General features: G+C 70.8%; 24 protein-coding genes. 11 read left to right on the forward strand and 13 right to left on the reverse strand.

The features are described from left to right. Position 1: 1 nt before the first annotated feature. Positions 2-1,447 (forward strand): cardiolipin synthase, encoded by a 1,446-nt coding sequence (gene cls, locus K338_RS0107785; RefSeq protein WP_022917614.1) that lies wholly within the window; start codon positions 2-4, stop codon positions 1,445-1,447. 17 nt (positions 1,448-1,464) lie between these two features. Here cls and K338_RS25055 read toward each other — a convergent pair whose 3' ends face one another. Genes K338_RS25055 through K338_RS21230 form a run of 6 tightly spaced genes read right to left on the reverse strand, consistent with a single transcriptional unit; the run spans position 1,465 to position 6,799 of the window. Further along, entirely contained in the window at positions 1,465-1,632 is a 168-nt protein-coding gene (locus K338_RS25055; protein WP_022917615.1) for a DUF3117 domain-containing protein, read from the reverse strand. Continuing rightward, complete coding sequence (locus K338_RS0107795; protein WP_157612312.1) at positions 1,604-1,852, reverse strand: hypothetical protein; 249 nt, start codon at positions 1,850-1,852, stop codon at positions 1,604-1,606. The genes K338_RS25055 and K338_RS0107795 overlap by 29 nt, the downstream gene beginning before the upstream one ends. A gap of 4 nt (positions 1,853-1,856) precedes the next feature. Then, positions 1,857-2,681: an LOG family protein gene (locus K338_RS0107800; protein ID WP_022917617.1), complete on the reverse strand. Its 825-nt coding sequence runs from the start codon at positions 2,679-2,681 to the stop codon at positions 1,857-1,859. Beyond that, positions 2,671-3,816: a succinyl-diaminopimelate desuccinylase gene (gene dapE / locus K338_RS21225; RefSeq protein WP_051154710.1), complete on the reverse strand. Its 1,146-nt coding sequence runs from the start codon at positions 3,814-3,816 to the stop codon at positions 2,671-2,673. The genes K338_RS0107800 and dapE overlap by 11 nt, the downstream gene beginning before the upstream one ends. Positions 3,817-3,855: 39 nt before the next feature. Next, entirely contained in the window at positions 3,856-5,343 is a 1,488-nt protein-coding gene (locus tag K338_RS0107810) for an outer membrane protein assembly factor BamB family protein (protein WP_022917619.1), read from the reverse strand. Then, the gene (locus tag K338_RS21230) at positions 5,330-6,799 is read right to left on the reverse strand and encodes an NAD(P)H-quinone dehydrogenase (RefSeq protein ID WP_040653323.1); all 1,470 of its coding nucleotides are present in this window, start codon (positions 6,797-6,799) and stop codon (positions 5,330-5,332) included. The genes K338_RS0107810 and K338_RS21230 overlap by 14 nt, the downstream gene beginning before the upstream one ends. A 50-nt stretch (positions 6,800-6,849) precedes the next feature. Here K338_RS21230 and K338_RS21235 point away from each other — a divergent pair, with 50 nt between their 5' ends. Both K338_RS21235 and K338_RS0107825 read left to right on the forward strand, forming a co-directional pair. Then, complete coding sequence (locus K338_RS21235; RefSeq protein WP_022917621.1) at positions 6,850-7,689, forward strand: purine-nucleoside phosphorylase; 840 nt, start codon at positions 6,850-6,852, stop codon at positions 7,687-7,689. After that, positions 7,682-9,421, forward strand: a complete 1,740-nt coding sequence (locus tag K338_RS0107825; RefSeq protein ID WP_022917622.1) for a phospho-sugar mutase — start codon at positions 7,682-7,684, stop codon at positions 9,419-9,421. Before K338_RS21235 ends, K338_RS0107825 begins: the two co-directional genes overlap by 8 nt. Before the next feature lie 4 nt (positions 9,422-9,425). Here the strand turns inward: K338_RS0107825 and K338_RS21240 are convergent, their stop codons facing one another. Further along, on the reverse strand, positions 9,426-10,547 hold the full coding sequence (locus tag K338_RS21240) for a mechanosensitive ion channel family protein (RefSeq protein WP_169579530.1): 1,122 nt from the start codon (positions 10,545-10,547) through the stop codon (positions 9,426-9,428). A 37-nt stretch (positions 10,548-10,584) separates the two neighbouring features. Between K338_RS21240 and ilvA the strand changes: the two genes are divergently transcribed. The 6 genes from ilvA to K338_RS0107860 all read left to right on the forward strand — a co-directional run bounded on the left by ilvA (position 10,585) and on the right by K338_RS0107860 (position 17,057). Further along, positions 10,585-11,859, forward strand: a complete 1,275-nt coding sequence (ilvA, locus tag K338_RS0107835; RefSeq protein ID WP_022917624.1) for a threonine ammonia-lyase IlvA — start codon at positions 10,585-10,587, stop codon at positions 11,857-11,859. 114 nt (positions 11,860-11,973) lie between these two features. Beyond that, entirely contained in the window at positions 11,974-12,957 is a 984-nt protein-coding gene (locus K338_RS21245; protein WP_022917625.1) for a hypothetical protein, read from the forward strand. Positions 12,958-13,019: 62 nt separating this feature from the next. Further along, complete coding sequence (locus K338_RS0107845; protein ID WP_022917626.1) at positions 13,020-13,649, forward strand: CYTH domain-containing protein; 630 nt, start codon at positions 13,020-13,022, stop codon at positions 13,647-13,649. Positions 13,650-13,676: 27 nt separating this feature from the next. Then, complete coding sequence (gene deoC, locus K338_RS0107850) at positions 13,677-14,714, forward strand: deoxyribose-phosphate aldolase (RefSeq protein WP_022917627.1); 1,038 nt, start codon at positions 13,677-13,679, stop codon at positions 14,712-14,714. Positions 14,715-14,724: 10 nt separating this feature from the next. Further along, on the forward strand, positions 14,725-16,170 hold the full coding sequence (locus K338_RS0107855) for an aldehyde dehydrogenase family protein (protein WP_022917628.1): 1,446 nt from the start codon (positions 14,725-14,727) through the stop codon (positions 16,168-16,170). Further along, entirely contained in the window at positions 16,167-17,057 is an 891-nt protein-coding gene (locus K338_RS0107860) for an aldehyde dehydrogenase family protein (RefSeq protein WP_022917629.1), read from the forward strand. The genes K338_RS0107855 and K338_RS0107860 overlap by 4 nt, the downstream gene beginning before the upstream one ends. 21 nt (positions 17,058-17,078) lie before the next feature. On the opposite strand, the gene K338_RS24385 is transcribed toward K338_RS0107860, so the two are convergent. From K338_RS24385 to K338_RS21255, 3 genes are all read right to left on the reverse strand, one after another. Then, complete coding sequence (locus K338_RS24385; RefSeq protein ID WP_027286580.1) at positions 17,079-17,258, reverse strand: PIN domain-containing protein; 180 nt, start codon at positions 17,256-17,258, stop codon at positions 17,079-17,081. A gap of 208 nt (positions 17,259-17,466) precedes the next feature. After that, positions 17,467-17,721: a FitA-like ribbon-helix-helix domain-containing protein gene (locus K338_RS0107870; RefSeq protein ID WP_022917630.1), complete on the reverse strand. Its 255-nt coding sequence runs from the start codon at positions 17,719-17,721 to the stop codon at positions 17,467-17,469. 53 nt (positions 17,722-17,774) lie between these two features. Next, on the reverse strand, positions 17,775-18,512 hold the full coding sequence (locus K338_RS21255) for an SDR family oxidoreductase (RefSeq protein ID WP_022917631.1): 738 nt from the start codon (positions 18,510-18,512) through the stop codon (positions 17,775-17,777). 216 nt (positions 18,513-18,728) lie between these two features. Here K338_RS21255 and K338_RS0107880 point away from each other — a divergent pair, with 216 nt between their 5' ends. Beyond that, a complete protein-coding gene (locus K338_RS0107880; protein WP_022917632.1) occupies positions 18,729-19,979 on the forward strand; it encodes an ATP-binding protein in 1,251 nt (416 codons plus the stop codon). A 45-nt stretch (positions 19,980-20,024) separates the two neighbouring features. On the opposite strand, the gene K338_RS0107885 is transcribed toward K338_RS0107880, so the two are convergent. The 3 genes from K338_RS0107885 to K338_RS0107895 are packed head-to-tail and all read right to left on the reverse strand — an operon-like array spanning position 20,025 to position 22,548. Next, positions 20,025-20,789, reverse strand: a complete 765-nt coding sequence (locus K338_RS0107885; RefSeq protein WP_022917633.1) for an amino acid ABC transporter ATP-binding protein — start codon at positions 20,787-20,789, stop codon at positions 20,025-20,027. After that, positions 20,786-21,676 (reverse strand): ABC transporter permease subunit, encoded by an 891-nt coding sequence (locus tag K338_RS0107890; protein ID WP_022917634.1) that lies wholly within the window; start codon positions 21,674-21,676, stop codon positions 20,786-20,788. Before K338_RS0107890 ends, K338_RS0107885 begins: the two co-directional genes overlap by 4 nt. A gap of 11 nt (positions 21,677-21,687) precedes the next feature. Then, positions 21,688-22,548: an ABC transporter substrate-binding protein gene (locus K338_RS0107895; RefSeq protein WP_022917635.1), complete on the reverse strand. Its 861-nt coding sequence runs from the start codon at positions 22,546-22,548 to the stop codon at positions 21,688-21,690. Between the two features lie 227 nt (positions 22,549-22,775). On the opposite strand from K338_RS0107895, the gene K338_RS0107900 reads away from it, so the two are divergent. Continuing rightward, positions 22,776-24,257 (forward strand): HNH endonuclease signature motif containing protein, encoded by a 1,482-nt coding sequence (locus tag K338_RS0107900; RefSeq protein WP_022917636.1) that lies wholly within the window; start codon positions 22,776-22,778, stop codon positions 24,255-24,257. The last annotated feature ends 2 nt before the right edge of the window (positions 24,258-24,259 follow it).

The following is a 24,259-nucleotide window of genomic DNA, read 5'->3' on the forward strand; positions in this document are numbered from 1 at the left end:
GATGTCAGCTGCCGACGTCGCCCTCGCCGCGCTGTACCTCGTGCACGTGGTGCTGGTCGCGGCGATGGCGGTGTCCGTCTCTGTAGGCCGCAAGCCGACGGCGGCGCTGGCGTGGTTGCTGGTGATGATCTTCGTGCCGCTGCTGGGGGTGGTGGCCTACCTGCTGATCGGCACCGCCCGGCTGCCCGCCGACCGCCGGGCCAAGCAGCAGTTCGTCACCGACCACCTGCTCGACCGCAAGGACCTGGCCGCCGTACCGGACCGGGACAGCTGGCCGGGTTGGTTGCCCACGCTGGTGCGGATGAACCGGCAGCTGGGGGCGTTGCCGATGGTGCCGGGAAACACCGTCGAGCTGCTGCTCTCCTACGAGGAGATGATCGCCCGGATGGCCGCTGACGTGGACCGGGCCCACAGCTACGTGCACGTGGAGTTCTTCATCCTGGTGCACGACGAGACCACCGCCCCGTTCTTCGCCGCCCTGGCCCGGGCCCGCCAGCGGGGGGTGACCGTCCGGGTGCTGGTCGACCACCTGTCCCAGCTCACCTACCCGCGCCGCCGGGAGACGGCCGCCGTGCTGGCGCAGATGGGTGCCGAGCTGCGCGCCATGCTGCCGCTCAGCCCGGTCCGCGCCGGTCGGCGGCTAGACCTGCGCAACCACCGCAAGCTGGTCGTGGTGGACGGGCGGATCGGGCACACCGGGTCGATGAACCTGATCGCCGAGCACTACCACAAGCGCAAGGCGCTGCGGCAGGGGTTGCACTGGCGGGAGCTGATGATGCGGGTGCAAGGGCCGGTGGTGCGGGAGCTGGACGCTGTGTTCGTCACCGACTGGTACAGCGAGACCGACGAGCTCCTCAGCCTGGCCCCGCCGGCGGTGCCCGCACCGGCCGACGGCCTGTTGGACGCGCAGGTGCTGCCCAGCGGGCCGAGCTTCGAGAACGACAACAACCTCAAGCTGTTCACCGCGGCGATCCACAACGCCCGCCGCCGGGTGAGCGTGACCAGCCCGTACTACGTGCCGGACGAGACCGTGCAGAAGGCGCTGGTCACGGCCGCGTCCCGGGGGCTGGACGTGGAGCTGTTCGTGGCCGAGGCCAGCGACCAGCTCATGGTCTACCACGCGCAGCGTTCCTACTACGAGGAGCTGCTGCGTGCCGGGGTGAAGATCTACCTGTACCGGGCACCCACGGTGCTGCACGCCAAGCACCTGAGCCTGGACGAGGACGTGGCGATCATCGGCACCAGCAACATGGACGTGCGCTCCTTGAGCCTGCACATGGAGCTGATGGTGCTGGTGGTCGGGCGGTCGCTCGTGGACGACCTGCGCCGGGTGGAGGACGACTACCGTGCCTCCTCCCGGCTGCTCGGTCTGCAGGAGTGGCTGGACCGGCCCCGCCGGGAACAGTGGTTGGACAACCTGATGCGGTTGACCTCGTCCCTGATGTGAGCCGGTCCGGCGGCCGGTCAGCCGGCGACGGCGTTCAGTGCAGTGCTCAGCTCGCTCGCCTCGTTCGGGTTCAGCTCGACGACCAGTCGTCCGCCACCTTCGAGCGGCACGCGCATGATGATCCCACGGCCCTCCTTGGTGACCTCGAGGGGTCCGTCACCCGTCCTGGGCTTCATGGCGGCCATGGGCATGCTCCCTGATCTGTTCGGTTGAGACGCTCTGCTCGCCCCATTCTATGCCAGAGCCGCGCGAGGGTTCCAAAGTCGCCTCCTCCCGCCGCGCCCGAGCGCGGCTGGGTGGTGGCAGATGAGCGCTGATGCGGCCGGTGGAGACCAGGCCGGCGACCAGCAGCACACCGGCCACCACCGCGAGCAGCATCCAGGTGACTTCGGTGACCCAGCCCACCGGTCTACTCCGGTCCTCCGCGCCCAGCCTCGGCGGCGGCATCGGCAGCGGCAGCCATCTCCTCCCGACGTCGGGACCGGTTGGCCTCGATGACCACCTGCACCGCCTCGGCCGGGTCGTCGGTCAGGTGCACCAGGTCCAGGTCGTGCGGTGAGATGGTGCCACGACCGGCGAGCGTGCTGCGCAGCCAGTCCAGCAGGCCGCCCCAGAACTCGGTGCCCAGCAGCACGATCGGGAACTCCTTCACCTTCCGGGTCTGCACCAGGGTGAGCGCCTCGAACAGCTCGTCCAGGGTGCCGTACCCGCCGGGCAGCACGATGAACCCCTGGGCGTACTTGACGAACATCGTCTTCCGGGCGAAGAAGTAACGGAAGTTGACGCCCAGGTCCACGTACTCGTTCATGCCCTGCTCGAACGGCAGCTCGATGCCCAGGCCCACGGACACCCCGCCGCCCTCGGCGGCCCCCTTGTTCGCTGCCTCCATGATGCCCGGTCCGCCACCGGTGATCACCGCGTGGTCGCGGGCGACGATGTGCCGGGCGACCTGCACGGCCTGCTCGTACTCCGGCTCGCCGGCGGTGATCCGGGCCGAGCCGAACACGCTGATCGCCCGGCCGAGCTCGGCCAGGGCGCCGAAGCCTTCGACGAACTCCGACTGGATGCGCAGTACCCGCCACGGGTCGGAGTGCAGCCAGTCGGCCGCCTGCCCGGGCTCCAGAAGCTGCTCGTCGGTGGTCTTGTCCGGGATGAGCTTGCCGCGCAGGCGCACCGGTCCGCGCAGGTAGTCGGTGCGCCGGGCTGGCGGCCGGCCGTTCTCGTCAGCGGTCATCGCGTTCGCCTTCCTCGGTGGGTGCCTGCGGACGTGCTCCGGCCAGCCAGGCACGCAGGGCTGTCGTGCAGGAGCGGATCTGTGCGGTGGGGACGCGTTCGTCGTCGGCGTGCGCCAGGGACGGGTCGCCGGGGCCGAAGTTCACCGCCGGGATGCCCAGCTCGGCGAACCGGGCCACGTCGGTCCACCCGTACTTGGGGCCCGGCCGACCGCCGGTCACCGCGGTGACGGCGGCAGAGAACTCCTGGGCGAGCGGGTCGTCCAGCCCGGGCCGGGCGCCGGCAGCGGAGTCGATGAGGGTGACGTCGAAGCCGTGGCACACCTCGCGCACGTGCGCCAGCGCCTCGGCCACGCTGACCGAGGGGGCGAACCGGTAGTTCACGGTGACCACGCACTCGTCGGGGATCATGTTGGTGGCGATCCCGCCGGTGATGCCTACAGCGTTCAGCCCCTCGCGGTAGCCGAGGCCGTCCACGTGCACCTCGGCGGGGACGTAGCCGGCGAGCCGGGTGAGCACCTCGGCGGCGTCGTGGATGGCGTTGTGCCCCATCCAGGCGCGGGCGGAGTGGGCGGTGGTGCCGCAGGTGCGTACCTCGGCGCGCAGGGTGCCGTTGCAGCCGCCCTCGATCCCCCCGGCGGTGGGTTCACCGAGCACGGCGAAGTCGCCGGCGAGCCAGTCCGGATGGTTCCGGGCGATACGGCCCAGGCCGTTCTTGTCCGCCTCGACCTCCTCGTTGTCGTAGTACACCCAGGTGACGTCCACGGCCGGGTCGGGCAGGGTGATGGCGGTGTGCAACGCCATCGCCACCCCGCCCTTCATGTCCACGGTGCCCCGGCCGCACAGCACCTCGCCGTGCTCCTCGGTGCGCAGCCGGGTGGGCAGGTTGCCGGTCACCGGCACCGTGTCCAGGTGTCCGGCGACCACCACCCGACGGTCCCGGCCGAGCTCGGTGCGCGCCAGCACCGTGTCCCCGTCCCGGTGCACCTGCAGGTGCTCGGCGCTGCGCAGCAGCGCCTCCATCGCGTCGGCCAGCGTGCGCTCCTGCCCGCTGACGCTGGGCTGGTCGCACAGTGCCCGGGTGAGGGCGACGACGTCCACCGCACGCGGGTCAGGCAGCGTCGGGGGTCGGGGCATCCTTAGAGGGTAGCTGGCCGCACGGCTGCGCTGAGCGCCCTACAGGTCGCCGAGCAGCAGCCAGCCGGCCTCGGTCCTGACCATCGGCACATCGCCCCAGAACGTGACCGGGGCCGGATCGGTGCACTCGCCCAGCCGGTGCTCGGTGATCGCCATCGTGCTCACCGCCAGTGCCCGCACCCGGCACTCGGTGCGCCCGAACGGTCGCTCCAGCACGTCGGTGTACAGCAGCACGCCGTCCTCGCCGCCGTAGAACGCGTCCGGGCGGTCGCTGCCGCCCAGCTCCGGCGGCACCGCCTGCACCTGCCCGGCGGCCAGGTCCAGCACGGCGAAGTAGCCGGAGTCGGTGACGGCGGTGGTCACCGCGTAGTGCGCGCCGACCAGGATGTCTTCGGTGCTGGCAGGTACCGCCCGCACCGGGTAGTCGACGATCTCGCCGGTGCGCAGGTCCAGGGCGGCACCGGCGTGGTCCAGCAGCACCCGCTCCCCCGCGGTGAGCACCGCTCCGGACAGGTGGGCATCCAGCCCCCTCAGGTCCGGGGCGTCACCGTCCACCTCGGTACGCCAGAGCTGCTGGCCGGTGGTGTCGTGACCGGTCACCTGGTAGCTGTCCGCCTGGTCGTGGACGAGCACCACCTGGTCGGCCAGCACCATGACTCGACCGGCAGCGGCGACCGGCAGCTGCGCGAGCCGTGCCCCGGTGGTCGGGTCGAGCAGCTGCGCACCCCGCTCGGGACCGTCGTCGGTGACCTCGCGCAGGGCGAGCAGCGGAAGGTCCGCCACCTCGACGTAGGCGCCCCAGCGGAACCCGTCGGAGCCGGTGGCGACCATCGGCACCCCCGCCGTGGGCAGCACCCCCTCCTCGGTCCAGAGCACCTCCCCGGTGCGGGCGTCCAGGCCACGGACCGTGCCCGGGCCCAGCTCGTCCATCATCTGCTCCGGTGTGGCCACCACCAGCACACCGGCGTGGTGGCCGAGCACCTGACCGGTCACCTCCGAGCGCCACAGCTGTGCCCCGGTGGTCAGGTCCACCGCCCCCAGCGTGGGCCAGCCGTCCACCCGGTTGGGTGCGCGCAGGTCCCCGACGATCACCAGCTCGTCGAGCACCAGCGGCAGCGGGAAGGAGCTGTCGGTGGGCTCGGCGGCCTCCTCGGTGAGCGTCCAGAGCTGCTGTCCGTCACTGCGCGACCAAGCGGTCAGGGTGCTCTCACCCCGGTCCTGCTCCAGGGTCACCAGTGCCTCGTCGGAGACGCTCACCCGCACATCACCGGTAGCCAGCTGCGGTCCGGCGTCGGACTGGGGGACCAGCAACGTGGGCACCGCCGCGAGCGCCACCACCAGCACGAGCACCACCGGGTACAGCCACCGGCTCCACCGCGCCGCAGCGACCAGCCCCGCCAGGCCGACCAGCACAGCACCGAGGTACCACGGCACCACACCGTGCAGCCAGCCGACCACCAGACCGGCCACGCCGAGCAGCCCGAGCACCGGTACCGGCCACGGGAAGGGGTGTTCAGCCGCGGGCATCGTGCAGCAACCGGGAGGCTTCGGCGATCGACCCGGACAGCGACGGGTACACGGTGAACGCGTTCGACACCTGGTCCACGGTCAGCCGGTTGCTGATCGCCAGGGTGATCGGGAAGATCAGCTCGCTGGCGCGCGGGGCCACCACCACCCCACCGAGCACCACCCCGGAGGCGCGGTGGGAGAACAGCTTGATGAACCCCTCCCGGATGCCGAGCATCTTCGCCCGCGGGTTCCGCGCCAGCGGCAGGGTGACGACCTCACCGCGCACCTCCCCGGAGGTGATCTGTTGCTCCGAGATGCCCACTGTGGCGATCTCCGGGGCGGTGAACACGTTCGCCGACACCTGGCTCAGGTCCAGCGGGGCGACCGCGTCACCCAGGGCGTGCCACATCGCGATCCGGCCCTGCATCGCGGCCACGGAGGCGAGTGCGTGCACCCCGGTGCAGTCGCCGGCGGCGTACACCCCGCGCACGGTGGTGCGGGAGACCCGGTCGGTGTGGATGTGCCCGGACTCCGTGGTGGCCACCCCGGCCTCGGCCAGGCCGAGGTCCTCGGTGTTCGGCACCCCACCGACCGCGATCAGGCAGTGCGAGCCGGTGACCACCCGCCCGTCGGTGAGCTCGACCTCCACCCCGGTCTCGGTGCGGCGGGCCGCTGCCGCCCGGGAGCGGGAGAGCACCTGCATGCCGCGGCGCTTGAACACTGCTTCGATCAGGTCGGCGGCGTCGGAGTCCTCCCCGGGCAGCACCCGGTCCCGGCTGGAGACCAGCACGACCTCGGCACCCAGGCCGCGGTAGGCGCCGGCGAACTCCGCCCCGGTCACCCCGGATCCGACCACGATCAGACGTTCCGGGATCTCGGTCAGCTCATACAGCTGGGTCCAGTTCAGGATGCGTTCACCGTCCGGCTGGGCGGTGGGGATCACCCGCGGGCGGGCGCCGGTGGCCAGCAGCACCACGTCCGCGTCCAGCGTCAGCTGCTGGCCGTCAGCGGTCTGCACGGCCACCTGCGCGGGGCTGGCCAGCCGGCCGGTGCCGTCGATCACCTGCACCCCTTCGCGCTCCAGCTTGGCATGGATGTCCCGGCTCTGCGCCCGGGCCAGGCGCAGCACCCGCGCGTCGACCGTGGCGAAGTCGGCCTCGAAGGAGGCGTCGGACTCCCCACGGGGCCGGATGCCCAGGTCGCCGGCGCTCTCCGTGAGCGTCATCCACTCGGCGGTGGCGATCAGCGTCTTGGACGGCACCACATCGGTGAGCACCGCGGAGCCGCCCACGCCTTGCCGCTCCACCACAGTGACGGCGGCACCGAGCTGGGCGGCGACCAGAGCGGCTTCGTACCCGCCGGGCCCGCCGCCGATGATCACCACGCGGGAGCCGCCGCGGGTGCTGGAAGCGCCGACGGTCGTGTGCTGGTCTGCGGTCACCGGAACTGAAGGAGTGCTGGTCACGGCTGCCATTGTGCCGGTCCCGTCCACATCGCAGCGAGTCCAGAGGTAGGTTCGCGGGTGTGAACACATTGCTCGATGCTCCTGCTGACCCGTTCGACGCTGCCCGCGCGGCCGCCGCGACCATCGCAGAGCGCACCGGTGTGCCCCGGCACGACATCGCCCTGGTGCTCGGCTCCGGCTGGGGTGGGGCGGCCGACCTGCTCGGTGAGCAGGTGGGGCAGCTACCCGCCGACGATGTGCCCGGGTTCAGTGCCTCCGGTGTTCCTGGTCATGCGGGTACGCTCCGGTCGATCCGGATCGAGGTCGACGGCGGAGCTCGCCATGCGCTGATCATCGGCGCCCGGACGCACTACTACGAGGGCAAGGGCGTGCGCGCGGTCGCGCACGGGGTGCGCACCGCTGCCGCTGCCGGCGCCGGGGTCGTGGTGCTCACCAACGGCTGCGGCGGGCTGCGCACCGAGTGGCCGGCCGGCACACCGGTGCTGATCGGCGACCACCTCAACCTCACCGGCACCTCCCCGCTGGAGGGGGCCACGTTCGTGGACCTGACCGACCTGTACTCACCGCGGCTGCGGGCGCTGGCCCGGCAGGTGGACCCTAACCTTCCCGAGGGGGTGTACACCCAGCTCCCCGGACCGCACTACGAGACTCCGGCGGAGGTGCAGATGGTGCGGCGCCTCGGTGGGGACCTGGTGGGCATGTCCACCACGCTGGAGGCGATCGCCGCCCGGCACGCGGGCCTGGAGGTGCTGGGTATCTCGCTGGTGACGAACCTGGCTGCCGGGATCTCCCCGGAACCGCTCTCGCACGCCGAGGTGATCGAGGCAGGTCAGTCCGCCGGGCCGCGGATCAGCGCTCTGCTGGCCGAGATCGTCCGCAGGGAGCTCTCCGATGGCTGACCTGCTGGGTCAGGTGCGCACCTGGATCGACGACGACCCGGACCCGCGCACCGCCGCTGAGCTCACCGAGCTGCTGCAGGCCGCCACCGGCACCGACGAGCAGGCGGCCGGGGAGGCCCGCAGCGAGCTCGCGGACCGGTTCTCCGGCCCGTTGACGTTCGGCACCGCCGGGCTGCGCGGCCGGCTGGGCGGCGGACCGCACCGGATGAACCGGGCGGTGGTCATCCGCGCGGCCGCCGGACTCCTCCGCTACCTCACCGACGTGCTCGGCGAGGGGGTGGCGCCGGTGGTGGTGATCGGCTACGACGCCCGGTACCGCTCGGCCGAGTTCGCCAGTGACACGGCGGACGTGGTCGCCGCGGCCGGTGGCCGCGCGTGGCTGCTGCCCGGCCCGCTGCCCACCCCGGTGCTCGCCTATGCGCTGCGGGTGATGAACGCCGACGCCGGGGTGATGGTCACCGCCTCGCACAACCCGGCCGCGGACAACGGGTACAAGGTGTACCTGGGTGGCCGGGTGGTCACCGACGCCGGGCAGGGCGCGCAGATCGTGCCGCCGCACGACGAGCAGATCGCCGCCCGGATCGCCGCCGTGGAGTCGGTGGCCGCGGTGCCGCGTTCGGCCGCGGACGCGGAAGGTTCCAGGGGGGTACGTACGGTCCTGGACGAGGAGATCATCGAGGGCTACCTGGCCCGCGCGGCCGGTCAGGGGGCCGCAGCAGCGGACCTGCGGATCGTGCACACCGCGATGCACGGTGTCGGCAGTGCGGTGGCGCTGGAAGCGCTGCGCCGGGCCGGCTTCCCGGATGTGCACCCGGTGCCCGAGCAGGCTGACCCGGACCCGGACTTCCCCACGGTGACCTTCCCGAACCCGGAGGAGCCCGGTGCCCTGGACCTGGCGCTGCACCTGGCCCAGCAGGTCTCGGCCGACCTGGTGATCGCCAACGACCCGGATGCGGACCGCTGCTCGGCGGCGATCCCGGACCCGGCGGCCGAGGGCGGCTGGCGGCAGCTCACCGGGGACGAGGTGGGTGCTCTGCTCGGCGAGGACACCGCCCGACAGCTGTCCATCGGCAGCACACCGACCGACGCCCGCACAGTGCTGGCCAGCTCGGTCGTCTCCTCGCGGCTGCTCGGCGCGATCGCCGCGGCGCACGGTCTGGAGCACCAGGTCACGCTCACCGGGTTCAAGTGGATCAGCCGGGTACCGCACCTGGCGTTCGGGTACGAGGAGGCGCTGGGCTACTGCACCGACCCGGAGGCGGTGCGGGACAAGGACGGCATCTCCGCGGCGGTCGCGCTGGCGCGCCTGGCCGCCCGGGTGAAAGCCGACGGCGGCTCGCTGCAGGCCCTGCTGGACGAGCTGGCCGTCCAGCACGGGGTGCACGCCACCGCCCCGGTCACGGTGCGGGTGGAGGACCTGGCGGACATCCCCCGCCTGATGGACCACCTACGCCACGCACCGCCGCAGACCCTGGCGGGCTCCGCCGTCACCGGCCGAGAGGACCTCAGCGAGGGCACGGCGGACCTGCCGCCCACCGACGCCCTGGTGTGGACCACCGAGGCCGGGGACCGGGTGATCGTGCGCCCCAGCGGCACCGAACCGAAGCTGAAGTGCTACCTGGAGGTGGTCGAACCGGTCCCCGCTGCCGCCGACCTGGGTCCGCGCCGGCAGCGTGCCGCCGACCGGCTGGACCGGCTGCGCGCCGAGGTGGGGGCCGCGCTCGGGCTGTGACCGGCTAGTGGTCGCCGCCGGCGGGCCCCTCGGGCACCTCGCTGTCGCTGCGGGCGCTGTGCAGCAGACCGGGGGCGGTGATCGGCGGTTCGACCGGTTCGGTGAGGGTGACCCGCTGCAACGGCAACGCCTCCGGGTTGTGCTCGCGCAACCAGGTAGCCAGGCCCTCGCGCACGTCGCAGCGCAGGAACCAGTCGTCGTCGGTGTTCGCCGTGCTCACCTGGGCGCGGACGGTGAGCCGGTCGCCGGTGGAGTCGGTGACGCGCACTGCGCGGGAGCGTCCGTCCCACAGCCCGCTGGCATCCACCAGGCGTTCGAACTCCGCCCGGAAGCCGGCCATGTCCACCCGCCAGTCCAGGGTGAAGTAGATCAGCCCGATCACCGACTCACCGGTCCGGCTCCAGTTGATGAACGGGGTGGTGGTGAAGTACGTGGACGGGAGCACCTTGTGCTGCTCGGTCCAGATGCTCACCACCACGTAGGAGAGGGTGATGTCCTCCACGGTGGCCCAGGTGTCGTCCACCTCGACGATGTCCCCGATCCGGATCGCGTCGGTGAACGCCAGCTGCAACCCGGCGAACAGGTTGCCCAACGAGGACTGTGCGGCGATACCGAGGACCACCGACAGCAGACCGGCGGAGGCGAGGATCGTCGTCCCGATCTGCTCCACCCCGGGGAAGGTGAGCAGCACCATCGCACCGCCGATCACCACGAACACGGCGTTGACCACCCGGCGGATGAGCAGCATCTGGGTCTGCACCCGGCGGCGGGCACGGTCGTCGTCGCGCATCCGGGCGACCAGTCGGCGCTGGGTGTGCATGAGCCAGGCGAGCACCAGTCGGGCGACCAACCACACTGCCGAGACGATCACCGCGATCAGCAGCACGTGCATGCCCACGTCCCGGAACGTGCCCGGCTGGGCGGTCTGCGCGAACGCGATCCGCAACGCCACGCTGAGCAGCAGCGCCCCCAGCGGGCGGCGCAGCCTCAGCCAACCCTGCTGCACGGGGGGCAGCCGCCGACCCACCCTGGTCAGGGCGATGTTGGCGACCAGCAGCACCAGGAGTGCACCGACTGCTGCGGACGCTGCGGCGATGATCCATCTCAGCACGGGCCAGATCTCCATGTCCTCCACTGTCACACACGCTCCTACACTTCCGCTCATGGGCTTTGACACCAGCCAGGTCAGCGCGACCGCCGTCCGGGAGGCGGCCCAGCGTATCCAGCACGCGGTCACCCGCACCCCGCTACAATCCTGGGCCAGGGTGAGCGCAGCCACCGGCGCCCGGGTGCACATCAAGCGCGAGGACCTGGAACCGGTGCGCTCCTACAAGGTGCGCGGCGCGTTCAACCTGATGCTGCGGCTGGACGAGGCGGAGCAGGCGCGCGGAGTGGTGTGCGCCAGCGCAGGGAACCACGCCCAGGGGGTGGCGCTGGCGTGCGCAGAGCTGGGTATCGCCGGGCGGATCTTCGTGCCGCGCACCACGCCGAGGCAGAAGCTGGACCGGATCGCGACGTTGGGCCGGCACCAGGTGACGATCGTGAAGGTGGGTTCCACCTACGACGAGGCCTCGGCGGCCGCCCGGTCGTTCGCCGAGACCGATGGGGCGGTGATGGTGCACCCGTTCGACGACCCGCGCACGATCATCGGGCAGGGCACTGTCGCCAAGGAGGTGCACGACCAGCTCGGCGCACCGCCGGACGTGGTGGTGGTGCCGGTCGGGGGCGGCGGTCTGGTGGCCGGGATGGCCGCGTACTTCGCCGAGGCGTGCCCCTCCACCCGGGTGGTCGGGGTGGAACCGGCCGGGGCGGCGAGCATGGCGGCGGCACTGGCCGCCGGGGAGCCGGTGACCCTCACCGAGATGGACACGTTCGTGGACGGCGCGGCGGTGCGCCGGGTCGGGGACGGTTCCTACGAGCTGGTCCAGCGCCTGGGGGTGCCGATGCTGGCGGTGGCGGAGGGCCGCATCTGCGCCGAGATGCTGGACCTGTACCAGGTGGAGGGAATCATCGCCGAGCCGGCCGGCGCGCTGGCGTTGGCGGCGGTCGGACCGGTCGGCTCTGGGGCGACCGTGGAGGTGGGCCCGGGCAGCACGGTGGTGTGCATCCTCTCCGGCGGGAACAACGACATCTCCCGGTATGCGGAGGTGGAGGAGCGGGCGCTGGTGCATACCGGCCTGCGGCACTACTTCGTGATCGACTTCCCCCAGGAGCCTGGCGCGCTGCGCCGCTTCCTGGACTCTGTGCTCGGCCCGGACGACGACATCTCCCTGTTCGAGTACACCAAGCGGTCCAGCCGGGAGACCGGGCCGGCGTTCGTGGGGCTGACGCTGGGCAAGGCGGACGACTACCAGCCGCTGCTGGAGCGGATGGACGCCTCCGGGCTCAGCTACCAGCCGATCCCACCGGACTCCCCGCTGTTCCGGTTCTTCGCCTGACTTCTGGACAGGGGCTGTCGTTCCGGAGCCAGTACCCATAGTGTAGGTGCCCAGCACGTCGGGGGACGGTTGTCTGCTCGAGGTGCGATCAGCGACAACAATGGGAGAGATTCGATGAGGAAGTCCATCACAGGTGTACTGGCGATCGCGGGGGTGGCGGCCGCGGGGATGCTCACCGCCACGTCAGCGAGCGCCGACCTGGTCACCCGCTGCAGCGGGACGGCCGGGGACGTCACCGTTCCCGGGGACCTGGTGGTCCCAGCGGGGCAGACCTGCGACCTGACCGGTACCACCGTCGACGGCGACGTGCGGGTACGCGCCGGTGCGGACCTGATCGGCGAGGACGTGACCGTCACCGGCGACATCGTCGGTGCCGCCGACGCCTACCTCGACCTGGTCGGCAGCGAGGTCGCCGGCGCGGTCACGCTCAACGGTGCCTACGGGGCTGTGCTGGAGGAGAGCACCGTCTCCGACCGGGTCCTCTCCCGGGCCGGCGAGGAGGAGATCGCCAGCTTTGTCTACACGCTCGACTCCGCGCTCGGCGCGAACCTGGTGGCCCGCTCCGGAGAGGTCTACGTGGAGAACAGCAGCATCGCCGGCACGGTCAACTCCCAGGGCACCCTCTACACGGACATCTTCGGGACGTTCATCGACGGTCGGCTCGTGCTGCGCGACAGCGCGGAGGGAGCCATCCTCTGCGGGGTGACCGTGCAGGGCACCAGCCGGCTGGCGGAGAACGCCGGCCCGGTGCAGATCGGGTCGGACGGCCCGATCGCTGACTGCGACCTGGGTGCCAGCTACTGGGGCGACACGCTGCGCATCGACACCAACACCGCCGGGGTCGTGGTCGACGACTCGATCGTGAACGGCGACCTCCGCCTGCAGGACAACGAGCCGGTGGCGGTGCTCGGCGACAACGTGCGAGTCCGCGGAGAGGTGATCGGGGACCACGACTCCCCCGCTGAGCTCTCCGTGCAGGCCTTCAGCGAGCAGGCCTCCGGAGCCGACCACGCCGAGTCCATCCAGGACCGGATCGCCGAGCGCTCCGCCGCCGCTCAGGAGCAGGCGGCGGCTGCCGGGTCGGCGGGCCTGGACTGATCGCGCTTGCGGGACCGGCCCAGGTCCCACTCCTGGGCCGGTCCCGCAGGTAAACTCCCCGCATGAGCGAGCCCGGGTACGGCGACTTCGAGTTCGAGCGCAAGTTCCTGGTCCGCGCCCTGCCGACGGACCTGCTCGTCGGTGCCACCCCCGATGTGATCGTGCAGAGCTACTACCTGGCCAGCGAAGGGTACGCACTGCGGGTGCGGCTGCAGGCTCCGGCACCCCAGGAGCCGTTCCGTCGGTCGGCGGACATCGCCGGGATCCTCACCGCGGTAGCGGGCGAGTGGTCGGTGTGCACGCTGACTGCGAAGGGTCCGGCGGTGGGCGGCACCCGGTACGAGGCCGAGCGGGAGCTGGACCCGCTGGTGGCCGAGGAGATGGTCCGCCGTGGTGGGGCGAAGGTGCTCAAGCTCCGGCACGCCGTCTGGCTCGGTGAGGACGGCTGGGTGCTGGACGAGTTCCTCGGGGCGAACGCACCGCTGATCGTGGCCGAGTGCGAACGCGGCGGACCGGTCACCGACCTGGTGATCCCGGACTTCTGCGTCACCGAGGTCTCCGAGGACACCCGGTTCGGCAACGAGCACCTCGCTGCCCGTCCTTACGCCGCCTGGGCGCGGGACTTCGAGGCAGAGCTGGCTGCGGGTGGGGCCAGCTACCTGACCTCGTTCGGGCGGAACAGCCACGTCTGACCAGGCTCCCCGGCCTAGACTCGTCCCATGGCCACCACCACGACCGCACCGGCGCCCTCGAGCACCGGCGGCACCCACCCGGCCACCCGATCCGCCCAGCAGGTGAGCGCCGACGCGAGCGGCGTCGTCGGCTCGGACCAGCTGAGCAACGCCGCCCTGCGCACCTTCCTGCACGGGCTGCCGGGGGTGGATGCGGTCGGCCTGGCAGGCCGGGCCGCTCAGCTTGGCTCCCGGTCGATCAAGACGACCGCGAAGGCCTGGGGGCTGGACACGGTGATCTCGATGATCGACCTGACCACTCTGGAGGGTGCCGACACCCCCGGCAAGGTACGTTCCCTCGTCGCCAAGGCACTCACCCCGCAACCGGGCGATGCCTCCTGCCCGCGACCGGCCGCCGTCTGCGTGTACGGGGACCGGGTGCAGATCGCCAAGGAGGCCCTCGGCGGGGCACCGATCGCGGTGGCCGCAGTGGCGACCGGGTTCCCGGCCGGCCGGGCCGGGACGGCGGCGCGGCTGGCGGACACCCAGGATGCGGTGGACGCCGGGGCGGACGAGATCGACATGGTGATCGACCGGGGTGCGTTCCTGGCCGGGGACTACCGCAAGGTGTACGACGACATCGTGGCCGTGCGCGAGGTGTGCCAGTCCCGGGCGGAGCCGGCGCACCTGAAGGTGATCCTGGAGACCGGGGAGCTGGCCACGAACGACAACGTGCGCCGTGCGTCCTGGCTGGCGATGCTCGCCGGGGCGGACTTCATCAAGACCTCCACCGGGAAGGTCTCCCCCGCCGCCACGCTGCCGGTGACCGTGCTGATGCTGGAGGCGGTGCGCGACTTCCTCGCCGCCACCGGGGTGCAGGTGGGGGTCAAGCCCGCCGGCGGCATCCGCTCGGCGAAGGACGCGCTGAAGTACCTGGTGGCGGTCAACGAGGTGGCCGGCGAGGCGTGGCTGGACCCGGAGTTCTTCCGGTTCGGCGCCTCCTCGCTGCTCAACGACGTGCTGCTGCAGCGCCTGAAGCTGACCAGCGGGGTCTACTCCGGCACCGACTACGTGACGATCGACTGAGGCTAGAGCGATGAGCAAGTTCGAGTACGCGCCGGCACCGGAGTCCGCCTCCGTGGTGGACATCGACTCCTCCTACGGGCTGTTCATCGACGGGGAGTTCGTCGAGGGCTCCGGCGCGGCGATGAAGACCGTGAACCCGGCCACCGAGGAGGTGCTGGCGGACGTCGCCGTCGCCGACGAGGCGGACGTGGACCGGGCGGTGGCCGCTGCCCGCCGCGCCCAGGAGCAGGTGTGGGGCCCGATGCCCGGGGCGGAGCGGGCCAAGTACCTGTTCCGGATCGCCCGGTTGCTGGCCGAACGCTCCCGGGAGTTCGCGGTGCTGGAGACCCTGGACAACGGCAAGCCGATCCGGGAGTCCCGCGACGTGGACGTGCCCACCGCGGCCGCGCACTTCTTCTACTACGCCGGCTGGGCGGACAAGCTCTCCTACGCCGGGTACGGAAGCGAACCGCGCCCGCACGGGGTCGCCGGGCAGGTGATCCCGTGGAACTTCCCGCTGCTGATGCTGGCGTGGAAGATCGCCCCGGCACTGGCCACCGGGAACACCGTGGTGCTCAAACCGGCGGAGACCACGCCGCTGACCGCGCTGCTGTTCGCCGACCTGCTCCGCCAGGCCGAGCTGCCCCCGGGGGTGGTGAACATCATCACCGGCGCGGGCCCTACGGGCTCTGCCCTGGTGCGGCATGCGGGAGTGGACAAGGTGGCCTTCACCGGCTCGACCGCCGTCGGCAAGCAGATCGCGAAGCAGATCGCCGGCACCCGCAAGCACGCCACCCTGGAGCTGGGCGGCAAGGCCGCGAACATCGTCTTCGACGACGCCCCGGTCGACCAGGCGATCGAAGGCATCGTCAACGGCATCTACTTCAACCAGGGGCAGGTGTGCTGCGCCGGGTCCCGGCTGCTGGTGCAGGAGTCCATCGCCGAGGAGGTCACCGAGCGGCTCAAGGGCCGGCTCTCCACGTTGCGGGTGGGCGACCCGATGGACAAGAACACCGACGTCGGCGCGATCAACTCCGCAGCGCAGCTGGAGCGGATCACCACGCTCACCCAGGCCGGCCAGGCCGAGGGCGCCACCCGGTGGACCAGCGACTGCCCGCTGCCGGAGACCGGGTACTGGTTCGCCCCGACGGTGTTCACCGACGTGTCGTCCGCGCACCGGATCGCCCGGGAGGAGATCTTCGGGCCGGTGCTGAGCGTGCTGACGTTCCGCACCCCGGCCGAAGCGATCGCGAAGGCGAACACCATCCCCTACGGGCTCTCGGCGGGCATCTGGACGGAGAAGGGGTCGCGGATCCTGGCGATGGCCGATGCGATGCGCGCCGGGGTGGTGTGGGCGAACACGTTCAACAGGTTCGACCCGACCAGCCCGTTCGGCGGGTACAAGGAGTCCGGGTACGGCCGGGAAGGTGGCCGGCACGGGCTGGCGCCCTACCTCGTGGAAGGGACGGTGCGATGAGCTCGACGACCACACCCAGGCTCGATGTGCGCAAGACCTACAAACTGTTCGTCGGGGGGAAGTTCCCGCGGAGCGAGTCCGGGCGCACCTATGAGATCACGACGGCTGAGGGCACCTTTGCTGCGAACGCCGCCCTGGCCTCGCGGAAAGATGCGCGAGACGCGGTGCGCGCTGCGCGCGCCGCTCAGCCCGGGTGGGCCGGAGCGACGGCGTACAACCGGGGGCAGGTGCTCTACCGGGTGGCCGAGCTGCTCGAGGGGCGGCGGGCGCAGTTCGTGGGGGATGTCGCCGCCGGTGAAGGCGTCTCGGCGAAGAAGGCCGAGGAGCTGGTCTCCGCCGCGATCGACCGGTGGGTCTGGTACGCGGGCTGGACGGACAAGGTGGCGCAGGTGGCCGGGAACGCCAACCCGGTGGCTGGCCCGTACTTCAACCTCTCCGTGCCGGAGCCGACCGGGGTGGTGGCCGTGCTGGCGCCGCAGGCCTCCTCGTTGTTGGGGTTGGTGTCGGTGCTGGCGCCGGTGCTGGTGAGTGGGAACAGCGTGGTGGTGCTGTCCTCGCAGGACCGCCCGTTGCCGGCGGTCACGCTGTCGGAGGTGCTGGCTACCTCGGACGTGCCCGGTGGCGTGGTGAACGTGCTCACCGGCCGCACTGCGGAGGTGGCACCGCACCTGGCGGCGCACATGGACGTGAACGCGATCGACCTGGCCGGCGCGCTCGGCGCCGACGGGATCACCTGGGGCGAGCTGGAGGCCGATGCGGCGGAGAACCTCAAGCGGGTGCGCCGCCCGGCGGGCGAGACCGAGGGCGACTGGCTCGATACCCAGTCGCTGGAGGCGATCCTGGCGTTCACCGAGACGAAGACGGTCTGGCACCCGAAGGGGATGTGAGCGCTCGCCCAGCCCGGGTGCTCACTCGATCAGCTGGACCTTCACCTGCCCGACCGGTGCGCGTGCCAGCCGGGCGTCGCAGGTGAGCAGCGGCGCCCCGAGCCGGTCTGCGAGCGCCACGTACTGGGCGTCGGAGACCCGGAGCGCAGCCCGGCGCGACCACGCGTCCTGCAGGAGAACTCGCTGGGGACTCGCTGACACGGCACCCGGGACCAGGCACCGAGCGCATGGGTGGCCTCTGCTCCGGTGAGCACACCGGCACGTTCGAGCCGCGCCAACGCGGAGAGCACCTCAGAGTCGACGAGACTCGGAGCCCAGGACTCTTTCCCACACATGGCATCCAGCACCCGGGTACCGCGATAGCCGGCGAGCACCGAGTCGACGCCGGCACTCGCGTCGAGAACGACCCTCACCGGGACGGGAAGCGCTCGTCGGGGTCATATTCCTCACGCGCCGCGTCAAGGGCGGAGATCGTATCGATCTCCCGTCGAGGCTCGTTGCGTCGCGTCTGCTCGGCGATCCACTCCGCCATCGTGGGCTTGGCCAGATCGCGCTGCAGCACCTTGGCCACATAGTCCGACATGGTCATCCCTTCGCTCCGAGCACGCTCCTTCAGAGCCGCGTGCAGCCCGTCCGGGAGGTTGCGTACCTGAAGCATCTTCATGTCTCCAGCGTTTCATGTGCAGCACATGTTCGCTGGTCTGTGGAAAACGGGCTTCAACCTCCTGCCACACCCTCGGTAAGGAACTCGGATGCGCCGCGGAGCGTAGTTCGTAGCGCAGTCTGGGTCTGGGTGCAGTCCAGCCGGATCACAGCAGCGCCTGGTCTGGCGCCACGCAGCACCGGTGCGAGCCGGTGGGGATCGAGACCGTCACGGCGCGCGATCAGGACCGCCAGCTCGTACTGGCTGAGCGACTCCGGCCCAGCCACGTGATGCACTCCAGACCGCCCCGACGTGGCGATCTCCCACACAGCGCCGCCGACGATCAGCGACGTGCGCACGATCGCCGCGCCCGGGTCGATGGCAGACACCGCGGTCTCCGCCGCAGCTTTGGCGGCGCCGTAAGGAGTGACCGGCGACGGTGGCTCCTCCTCCCGATACCCCTCGTCGCGACTGACGAAGACAGCATCCGTCGACATCAGCAGCTGCCGCACTCCCCGCTCAGCACAAGCCACGGCCACATTCACGGCCCCGCCCGCGGTCACCTTCCAGTCTCCGACCACGGCTGCAGAGTTGATGACAAGGTCTGGGCGGACCTCTGCGATCAGACGATCGACAGACTCCCCGTCTCGAACATCGAGAGGCCGCCATTCACACTCCTTGAAGCCTGGCGGCTTGGTCCGGGACACACCCAGCATGTCGTGGCCGAAGCGCCGACCCGCTGAGCAGAGAGCCGAGCCGAGTGTGCCCGTCGCCCCGGTGATCAGGACGCGCACGACGTCGCCACCGTCCATGCCATGGTGAGAGCGTGCCATACGAACTGGCACACCGAGGTTCAGTCGCACTAGTTCGGGGCCATCGCTGCGTCTGTCCCGCACCTGTGGATAGGGAGAGCCGAGTGCGCGCGCACAAATCTGAATCGCTGTACCCCCGCTTCTCGTAGGCAATATAGCGACTGTGGTCTAGGCAAAACGTCGATCTTTGCTTAGGCAAAGGGTAGAGTCGAGTCCGTGCCCACCTACCTGCACCGGATCGCTGACCGAGAACTTGAGCGCCGTCTCGGTTACATCGGGGCAGTCTTGGTCGAAGGACCGAAGGCCTGCGGCAAGACGGTGACTGCTTCCCGGCATGCCAGGTCCACGTTTCGCGTGGACGAAGACGACAATGCACGGAGCCTCATCCGACTCTCGCCCGACCGGCTATTCGCACATCCCACCCCGATCCTCTTCGACGAGTGGCAGGTCGAGCCGACGATCTGGAACAAGGTTCGTCGTCAGGTGGACGATCGCGACGGCAAGGGACTCTTCATCCTCACCGGCTCAGCGACTCCGACCGACGACGCTTCACGGCACTCCGGAGCCGGACGGTTCTCAGTCATGAAGATGCGCCCCATGAGTCTCTTCGAGTCGGGTCAATCGACTGGTGAGATGTCGCTCGCCACCCTTCTCCAGGGCGAGCGACAGGATGGGCTTGGAACGCACCTGACGTTCAACGAACTTCTCCAACGGATCGTGATCGGAGGCTGGCCAGAGCTCGTCAACGCCAAGGAGACTGAGGCCCGCCGATGGCTACGCGACTACCTCACCAACATTGTCGAGGTAGACATCCACAAGCTTGGTACCCGTCGTGACCCCCGCAACCTGCGACGACTTCTGGAGGCCCTGGGGCGTTCCGTCGGCCAGGCAACCAAGGGCAGTGAGCTGGCGAGGGACGTTGGCGGCGCGGATGGTCCCATCGCCCGGGACACATTGGCCGCCTACCTGAGTGCGCTCAGCCGGCTTCACCTGATCGACGATTCCGAGGCTTGGCTCCCGCACATGCGCTCGCGGACGCGGTTACGCTCGGCACCGGTGCGCTATTTCGTAGATCCGTCCCTCGGCACGGCGTCCCTCGGTGTAGGCAGCCGCGACCTGTTGTCGGATCTCAACGCTACCGGCTTTCACTTTGAAGCCCTCGTCGTCCGGGACCTTCGGATCTACAGCCAGCCGCTGGACGCCCAAGTCACCTCATGGCGCGACGCCAACGGCAACGAGGTTGACGCGATCGTCTCCGCCGGCCCGAACACATGGGGCGCCTTTGAGATCAAGCTCAACCCCGACGCGGTAGACCAGGCGGCAGCGTCCTTGCTCCGCTTCGCGAAGAGCGTGGATACCTCCCGGCACGGCGAGCCATCATGCCTCGGCGTCATCACCAGCACCGGAGCGGGCGGCCTTCGTGACGACGGCGTCCACGTCATCCCGATCGGATGCCTCGGGCCCTGAGCGCCCGATCCGCATGACGGCGATACCTGCAGCCGACTGCGCGTGTCACACCTGCAGACGGGCGAGGAACTCCCTGGTGCGGGGCTGCTGCGGATCCTCGAGCACCTGCTCCGGCGTCCCCGCCTCCAGCACCCGGCCACCGTCGAGGAAGCACACCTGGTCGGCCACCCGGCGGGCGAAGCCCATCTCGTGCGTGGCCACCAGCATCGTCATCCCCTCCTCGCGCAGACCCACCAGCAGGTCGAGCACCTCCCCGACCAGCTCTGGGTCCAGGGCCGAGGTCACCTCGTCCAGCAGCAGCAGCTCGGGTTCGTTCACCAGCGCGCGGGCGATCGCGGCCCGCTGCGCCTGGCCGCCGGAGAGCTGGTCCGGGTAGGCGGTGGCCTTGTCCGCCAGGCCGACCCGGGCGAGCATCTCGATCGCGGCCGCCTCGGCCTCGTCCTTGCCCTGCTTGTGCACCAGCCGCTGGGCGAGGGTGAGGTTGTCCAGCACGCGCAGGTGCGCGAACAGGTTGTAGGCCTGGAACACCATGCCCAGCCGGGCGCGCACCGCGTCCGCGTCCACCCACGGGTCGGCGATGTCCACCCCGCGCAGCTGGATCGACCCGTCGTCGATGTCCTCGAGCAGGTCCACCGCACGCAGCAACGTGGACTTGCCCGACCCCGACGCGCCGATCAGCACCACGCAGGAGTGCTCGGCCACCTCCAGATCGACACCGCCCAGCACCAGGTGCTCCCCGAAGGACTTGCGCACCCCACGCAAGGCCAGCAGCGGGGCGAGAGGACTGCCCGAGGTGAGCTCCGCCGTCATCGGATCGCTCCCCCGACACCGCGGGTACCCCGCCAGCCGCGGCGGGCGTTGTAGGCATCCACTGCGCGGGTCAGCGGGATGGAGACCACCAGGAACAGGAACCCGGCCGCCACGTACGGGGTGAAGTTGTAGTCGCCGGTCACCGAGATCTGCGCCACCCGGATCGCGTCCACCGCACCGAGGATGGAGATCAGCCCGGAGTCCTTCTGCAGCGCCACCACGATGTTCAGCAGCGCCGGCACCACGTTGCGCACCGCCTGCGGCACCACGATCCGGCGGGTGGTCTGCGCCCGGGTCAGACCGAGCGCGCGGGCCGCGGCCACCTGCGCCGGGTGCACCGCCTCGATACCGGCGCGGAAGATCTCCGCCAGGTAGGCGCTGTAGGTGAGCACCAGGGCGAGGGTCCCCAGGAACGCGGCCTGGACCGGCAGCCAGGACAGGCGCAGCGCCGGCAGGCCGAAGCCGACCAGCAGCAGCACCAGCAGCACCGGCACGCCGCGGAAGACGTCCACGAACACCACCACGGCCGCGCGCAGCGGGAACAGCGCCGGAGCAGTGGTGGTGCGCGCGATCGCCAGCAGCAGCCCCAGCACCAGCGAGACCAGGCCGGCGATCACCCACACCCGCAGGTTCAGCCACAACCCTCCGGCCAGCGCGGGCAGCATCTCCACGAACCGGGCCGGGTCGAAGAACGCTTCCCGAGTACGCTCCCACCCCGGTGAGCTGACCAGCACCCACCAGGCCAGCCCCGCCACCACCACCGTGGAGGCCAGTGCCACCAGGAACGAGCGGCGCCGACGGCGAGCCCGGTAGACGGTGCGGGCGAGCGCCTTCTCGCTGGGCTGCCAGGGTCTCTGGTCTGGTACCGCGTTCGGCTCGGCGACCATCGGCGCCCCGGTCAGACCAGCTCGGGGATTCCGTCGGTGTTCAGCCACTCCGACGCGAGCTCGTCCAACGTGCCGTCAACCCGCAGCGCCTCCACGGCATCGGAGACGCAGTCTGTGAGCGGTGAGTCCTTGTCCAGCACGAACCCGAGCTGTGCCACCTCACCGGAGGCGGGCAGGGTGCCGACCACGGAGGTGTCCGGGAAGTACACCGTGGAGGCGGCCACCGCTTGGCTGACGTCCATCACCACCGCGTCGACCTGCCCGCTGCTCAGCGCCTGCATCGCCATCCCGGCGTCGTCATAGGGCACCAGCTCGACAGCGTCCTCCCAGGCAGCCTCGGAATCCGGCAAGGAGGTCTGCCCGGCTGTCACGCCGATCCGGGCACCCTCGAAGTCGGCGAGCGCCGTGGCACCGGAGTAGTCGCCGGAGTCGGCGACCACCACCCCCTGGTAGGTGTCCAGGTAGGGGGCGGAAAAGTCCACCACCTCCGCGCGCTCGGAGGTGATGGTGGTCTGGTAGGCGGCGAAGTCGAACGGCTTGATGTTCGGTGCGATGATCTGCTCGAAGGTGACGTTCTCCCAGGTCACCGCGTCCTCGGCGTAGCCGAGCTGCTCGGCGACGGCGTACACCAGCGCGGACTCGAAGCCCTCACCGGCGCTGGGGTCCTCGCCCACGTACCAGGGCTCGTACGGTGTGGAGGTGCCGACGGTGAGCGTGCCGTCGGTGAGAGTGTCCAGGGCACCCGGCTCGCAGCTGGCAGTCGTTGCCGTGCTCGGCTGGTCGGCATCGGTGCCGGACTCGTCCGGGCTGGAGCAGGCGGTCAGCGCCAGCGCCAGCGCAGTGGTAGTCAGGAGCAGGGCACGACGGCGCACGGTCTGGACCTTTCCGGGGACAGTGATCGTTACCTGAACTGTAAAGCACTGCTCGAGCGGTCGGCCCTGGCGCGACACAGAGGTGATCGGACTCACACGGCCGACCGGCGGGGCGCCTGGCGCGGCGGAGCGCTTCCGCTGAAGCGGTCTGGGCGGGCCGGCACCGGGCAGGTGTCAGTGATCGATCGTACTGTCGCACAAAGATGCGACGAGGACGGTGATGGGCGATGACGACGAGCACAGTGGGTACGAGCGGCAGCATCGAGGATGCACCGGACCTGGCCGGCCGCACGGTCTGGGACCTGGCGGCGGAGCTAGGTTCGCTGGCAGCGGGGATCGCAGCGAGCACGTGCCGGTTCCTCGTGCTGCTCGGGGAGTTCGACGCACGCGAGGGGTGGGGGCACTATGTCGGCGTCACGTCCACGACGCACTGGCTCTCCTGGCAGTGCGGCGTCGCACGCGTGACCGCACGAGAACAGGTCCGGGTGGCGCGAGCACTGCGCTCTCTGCCCTCGATCACCGCCGCGTTTGCAGCGGGGCGACTCAGCTATTCCAAGGTGCGGGCCCTGACGCGCGTGGCGGCAGCTGACAACGAAGAAGAGCTGCTGCAGGTCGCCAGGGCAGGGACGGCGGACCAGGTGCAGCGGTTCTGCGCCGGGGTGCGTGCTGCTGCCGGGTCGTTGACCGAGGTGAACGAGCGGAACGAGCGCGGCTCGCTGGTGCACCGGACCTTGGCCGACGGGTCGATCGGCGTATCCGTGCGGTGCTCTCCGGAGCAGGGCGCGATCATCGTCGACCGGTTGCAGGAGGTCCAGGAGTACCTGAGACGCACCGCCGCTGACGAAGCCGAGGCTGGCTGTTCCCTGCTGGATGCGCTCGTGCTGGTCTGTGAACAGTCCGAGACCGGCACCGGAACAGAGCGCAGCACCTCCCGGGCCGAGGCCAGTCGGACCCGCGGGTCCCGGCGCGCGGAGACGGTGCTGCACACCACGCTGGAGGACCTGGCGACCACCCCAGTGGTGGGCACGACCGAACCGGAGCATGGCGTGGACGACGAGCCTTGCACCGGCGACCCGCACGCATTGATCGGACCGCGGTTGGAGTCCGGAGCGGCGCTGCACCCCGAGACGGCGCGCCGGCTGGCGTGCGACTCGGGCCTGGTGGTGCACCTGCACGAGGACGGCGCCGCGCCGGCGGCCGACTGGGTCCGGCCGAACCCGCGCCCGGGCCGCACCGTGGACCTGGGCCGACGGCGACGACTCCCCAGCTCCGCACTGTTCCGGGCGATGTGGGACCGCGACCACGGCTGCGTCTTCCCCGGCTGTGGCCGCCGCCGATACCTGCACGGTCATCACCTCGTGCACTGGGTCTTCGGCGGGCGCACCGACCTGGACAACATGGTGCTGCTCTGCGGCGAGCACCATCGGCGGCTGCACGAGGGCGGCTACCGGATGCGTCGCAGTCCCGACGGCACTCTCGAGGTGTTCGATGACCACGGGGCACCGGTGCCAGTGCTGCGCAGCTGGGACGAACCGGAGCGCGCTGCCCCAGGAGACACCGCCTCCGGTGTCGCGGCCCACGCAGACGGGCGGTCGTTGGCCGCGGCCGACGGCGGTCCGCTGCACCTGGACTATGCCGTGTCCACCGTGGTCACGAACTGGGCCCGACGGCGGGAGCTCGCCGCCGAGCAGGACGATCAGGCGGCGTAGGA

The sequence above is a fragment of the Ruania albidiflava DSM 18029 genome (genome assembly GCF_000421225.1).
GTDB lineage: Bacteria > Actinomycetota > Actinomycetes > Actinomycetales > Beutenbergiaceae > Ruania > Ruania albidiflava.

Excerpts from the sequence above, each read along its gene's own strand:
- cls (WP_022917614.1), top strand. The coding sequence starts at position 2 with ATGTCAGCTGCCGACGTCGCCCTCGCCGCGCTGTACCTCGTGCACGTG.
- K338_RS25055 (WP_022917615.1), bottom strand. The coding sequence starts at position 1,632 with ATGGCCGCCATGAAGCCCAGGACGGGTGACGGACCCCTCGAGGTCACC.
- K338_RS0107800 (WP_022917617.1), bottom strand. The coding sequence starts at position 2,681 with ATGACCGCTGACGAGAACGGCCGGCCGCCAGCCCGGCGCACCGACTAC.
- dapE (WP_051154710.1), bottom strand. The coding sequence starts at position 3,816 with ATGCCCCGACCCCCGACGCTGCCTGACCCGCGTGCGGTGGACGTCGTC.
- K338_RS0107810 (WP_022917619.1), bottom strand. The coding sequence starts at position 5,343 with ATGCCCGCGGCTGAACACCCCTTCCCGTGGCCGGTACCGGTGCTCGGG.
- K338_RS21230 (WP_040653323.1), bottom strand. The coding sequence starts at position 6,799 with ATGGCAGCCGTGACCAGCACTCCTTCAGTTCCGGTGACCGCAGACCAG.
- K338_RS0107825 (WP_022917622.1), top strand. The coding sequence starts at position 7,682 with ATGGCTGACCTGCTGGGTCAGGTGCGCACCTGGATCGACGACGACCCG.
- K338_RS21240 (WP_169579530.1), bottom strand. The coding sequence starts at position 10,547 with ATGGAGATCTGGCCCGTGCTGAGATGGATCATCGCCGCAGCGTCCGCA.
- ilvA (WP_022917624.1), top strand. The coding sequence starts at position 10,585 with ATGGGCTTTGACACCAGCCAGGTCAGCGCGACCGCCGTCCGGGAGGCG.
- K338_RS21245 (WP_022917625.1), top strand. The coding sequence starts at position 11,974 with ATGAGGAAGTCCATCACAGGTGTACTGGCGATCGCGGGGGTGGCGGCC.
- K338_RS0107845 (WP_022917626.1), top strand. The coding sequence starts at position 13,020 with ATGAGCGAGCCCGGGTACGGCGACTTCGAGTTCGAGCGCAAGTTCCTG.
- deoC (WP_022917627.1), top strand. The coding sequence starts at position 13,677 with ATGGCCACCACCACGACCGCACCGGCGCCCTCGAGCACCGGCGGCACC.
- K338_RS0107855 (WP_022917628.1), top strand. The coding sequence starts at position 14,725 with ATGAGCAAGTTCGAGTACGCGCCGGCACCGGAGTCCGCCTCCGTGGTG.
- K338_RS0107860 (WP_022917629.1), top strand. The coding sequence starts at position 16,167 with ATGAGCTCGACGACCACACCCAGGCTCGATGTGCGCAAGACCTACAAA.
- K338_RS0107870 (WP_022917630.1), bottom strand. The coding sequence starts at position 17,721 with ATGAAGATGCTTCAGGTACGCAACCTCCCGGACGGGCTGCACGCGGCT.
- K338_RS21255 (WP_022917631.1), bottom strand. The coding sequence starts at position 18,512 with ATGGACGGTGGCGACGTCGTGCGCGTCCTGATCACCGGGGCGACGGGC.
- K338_RS0107885 (WP_022917633.1), bottom strand. The coding sequence starts at position 20,789 with ATGACGGCGGAGCTCACCTCGGGCAGTCCTCTCGCCCCGCTGCTGGCC.
- K338_RS0107890 (WP_022917634.1), bottom strand. The coding sequence starts at position 21,676 with ATGGTCGCCGAGCCGAACGCGGTACCAGACCAGAGACCCTGGCAGCCC.
- K338_RS0107900 (WP_022917636.1), top strand. The coding sequence starts at position 22,776 with ATGACGACGAGCACAGTGGGTACGAGCGGCAGCATCGAGGATGCACCG.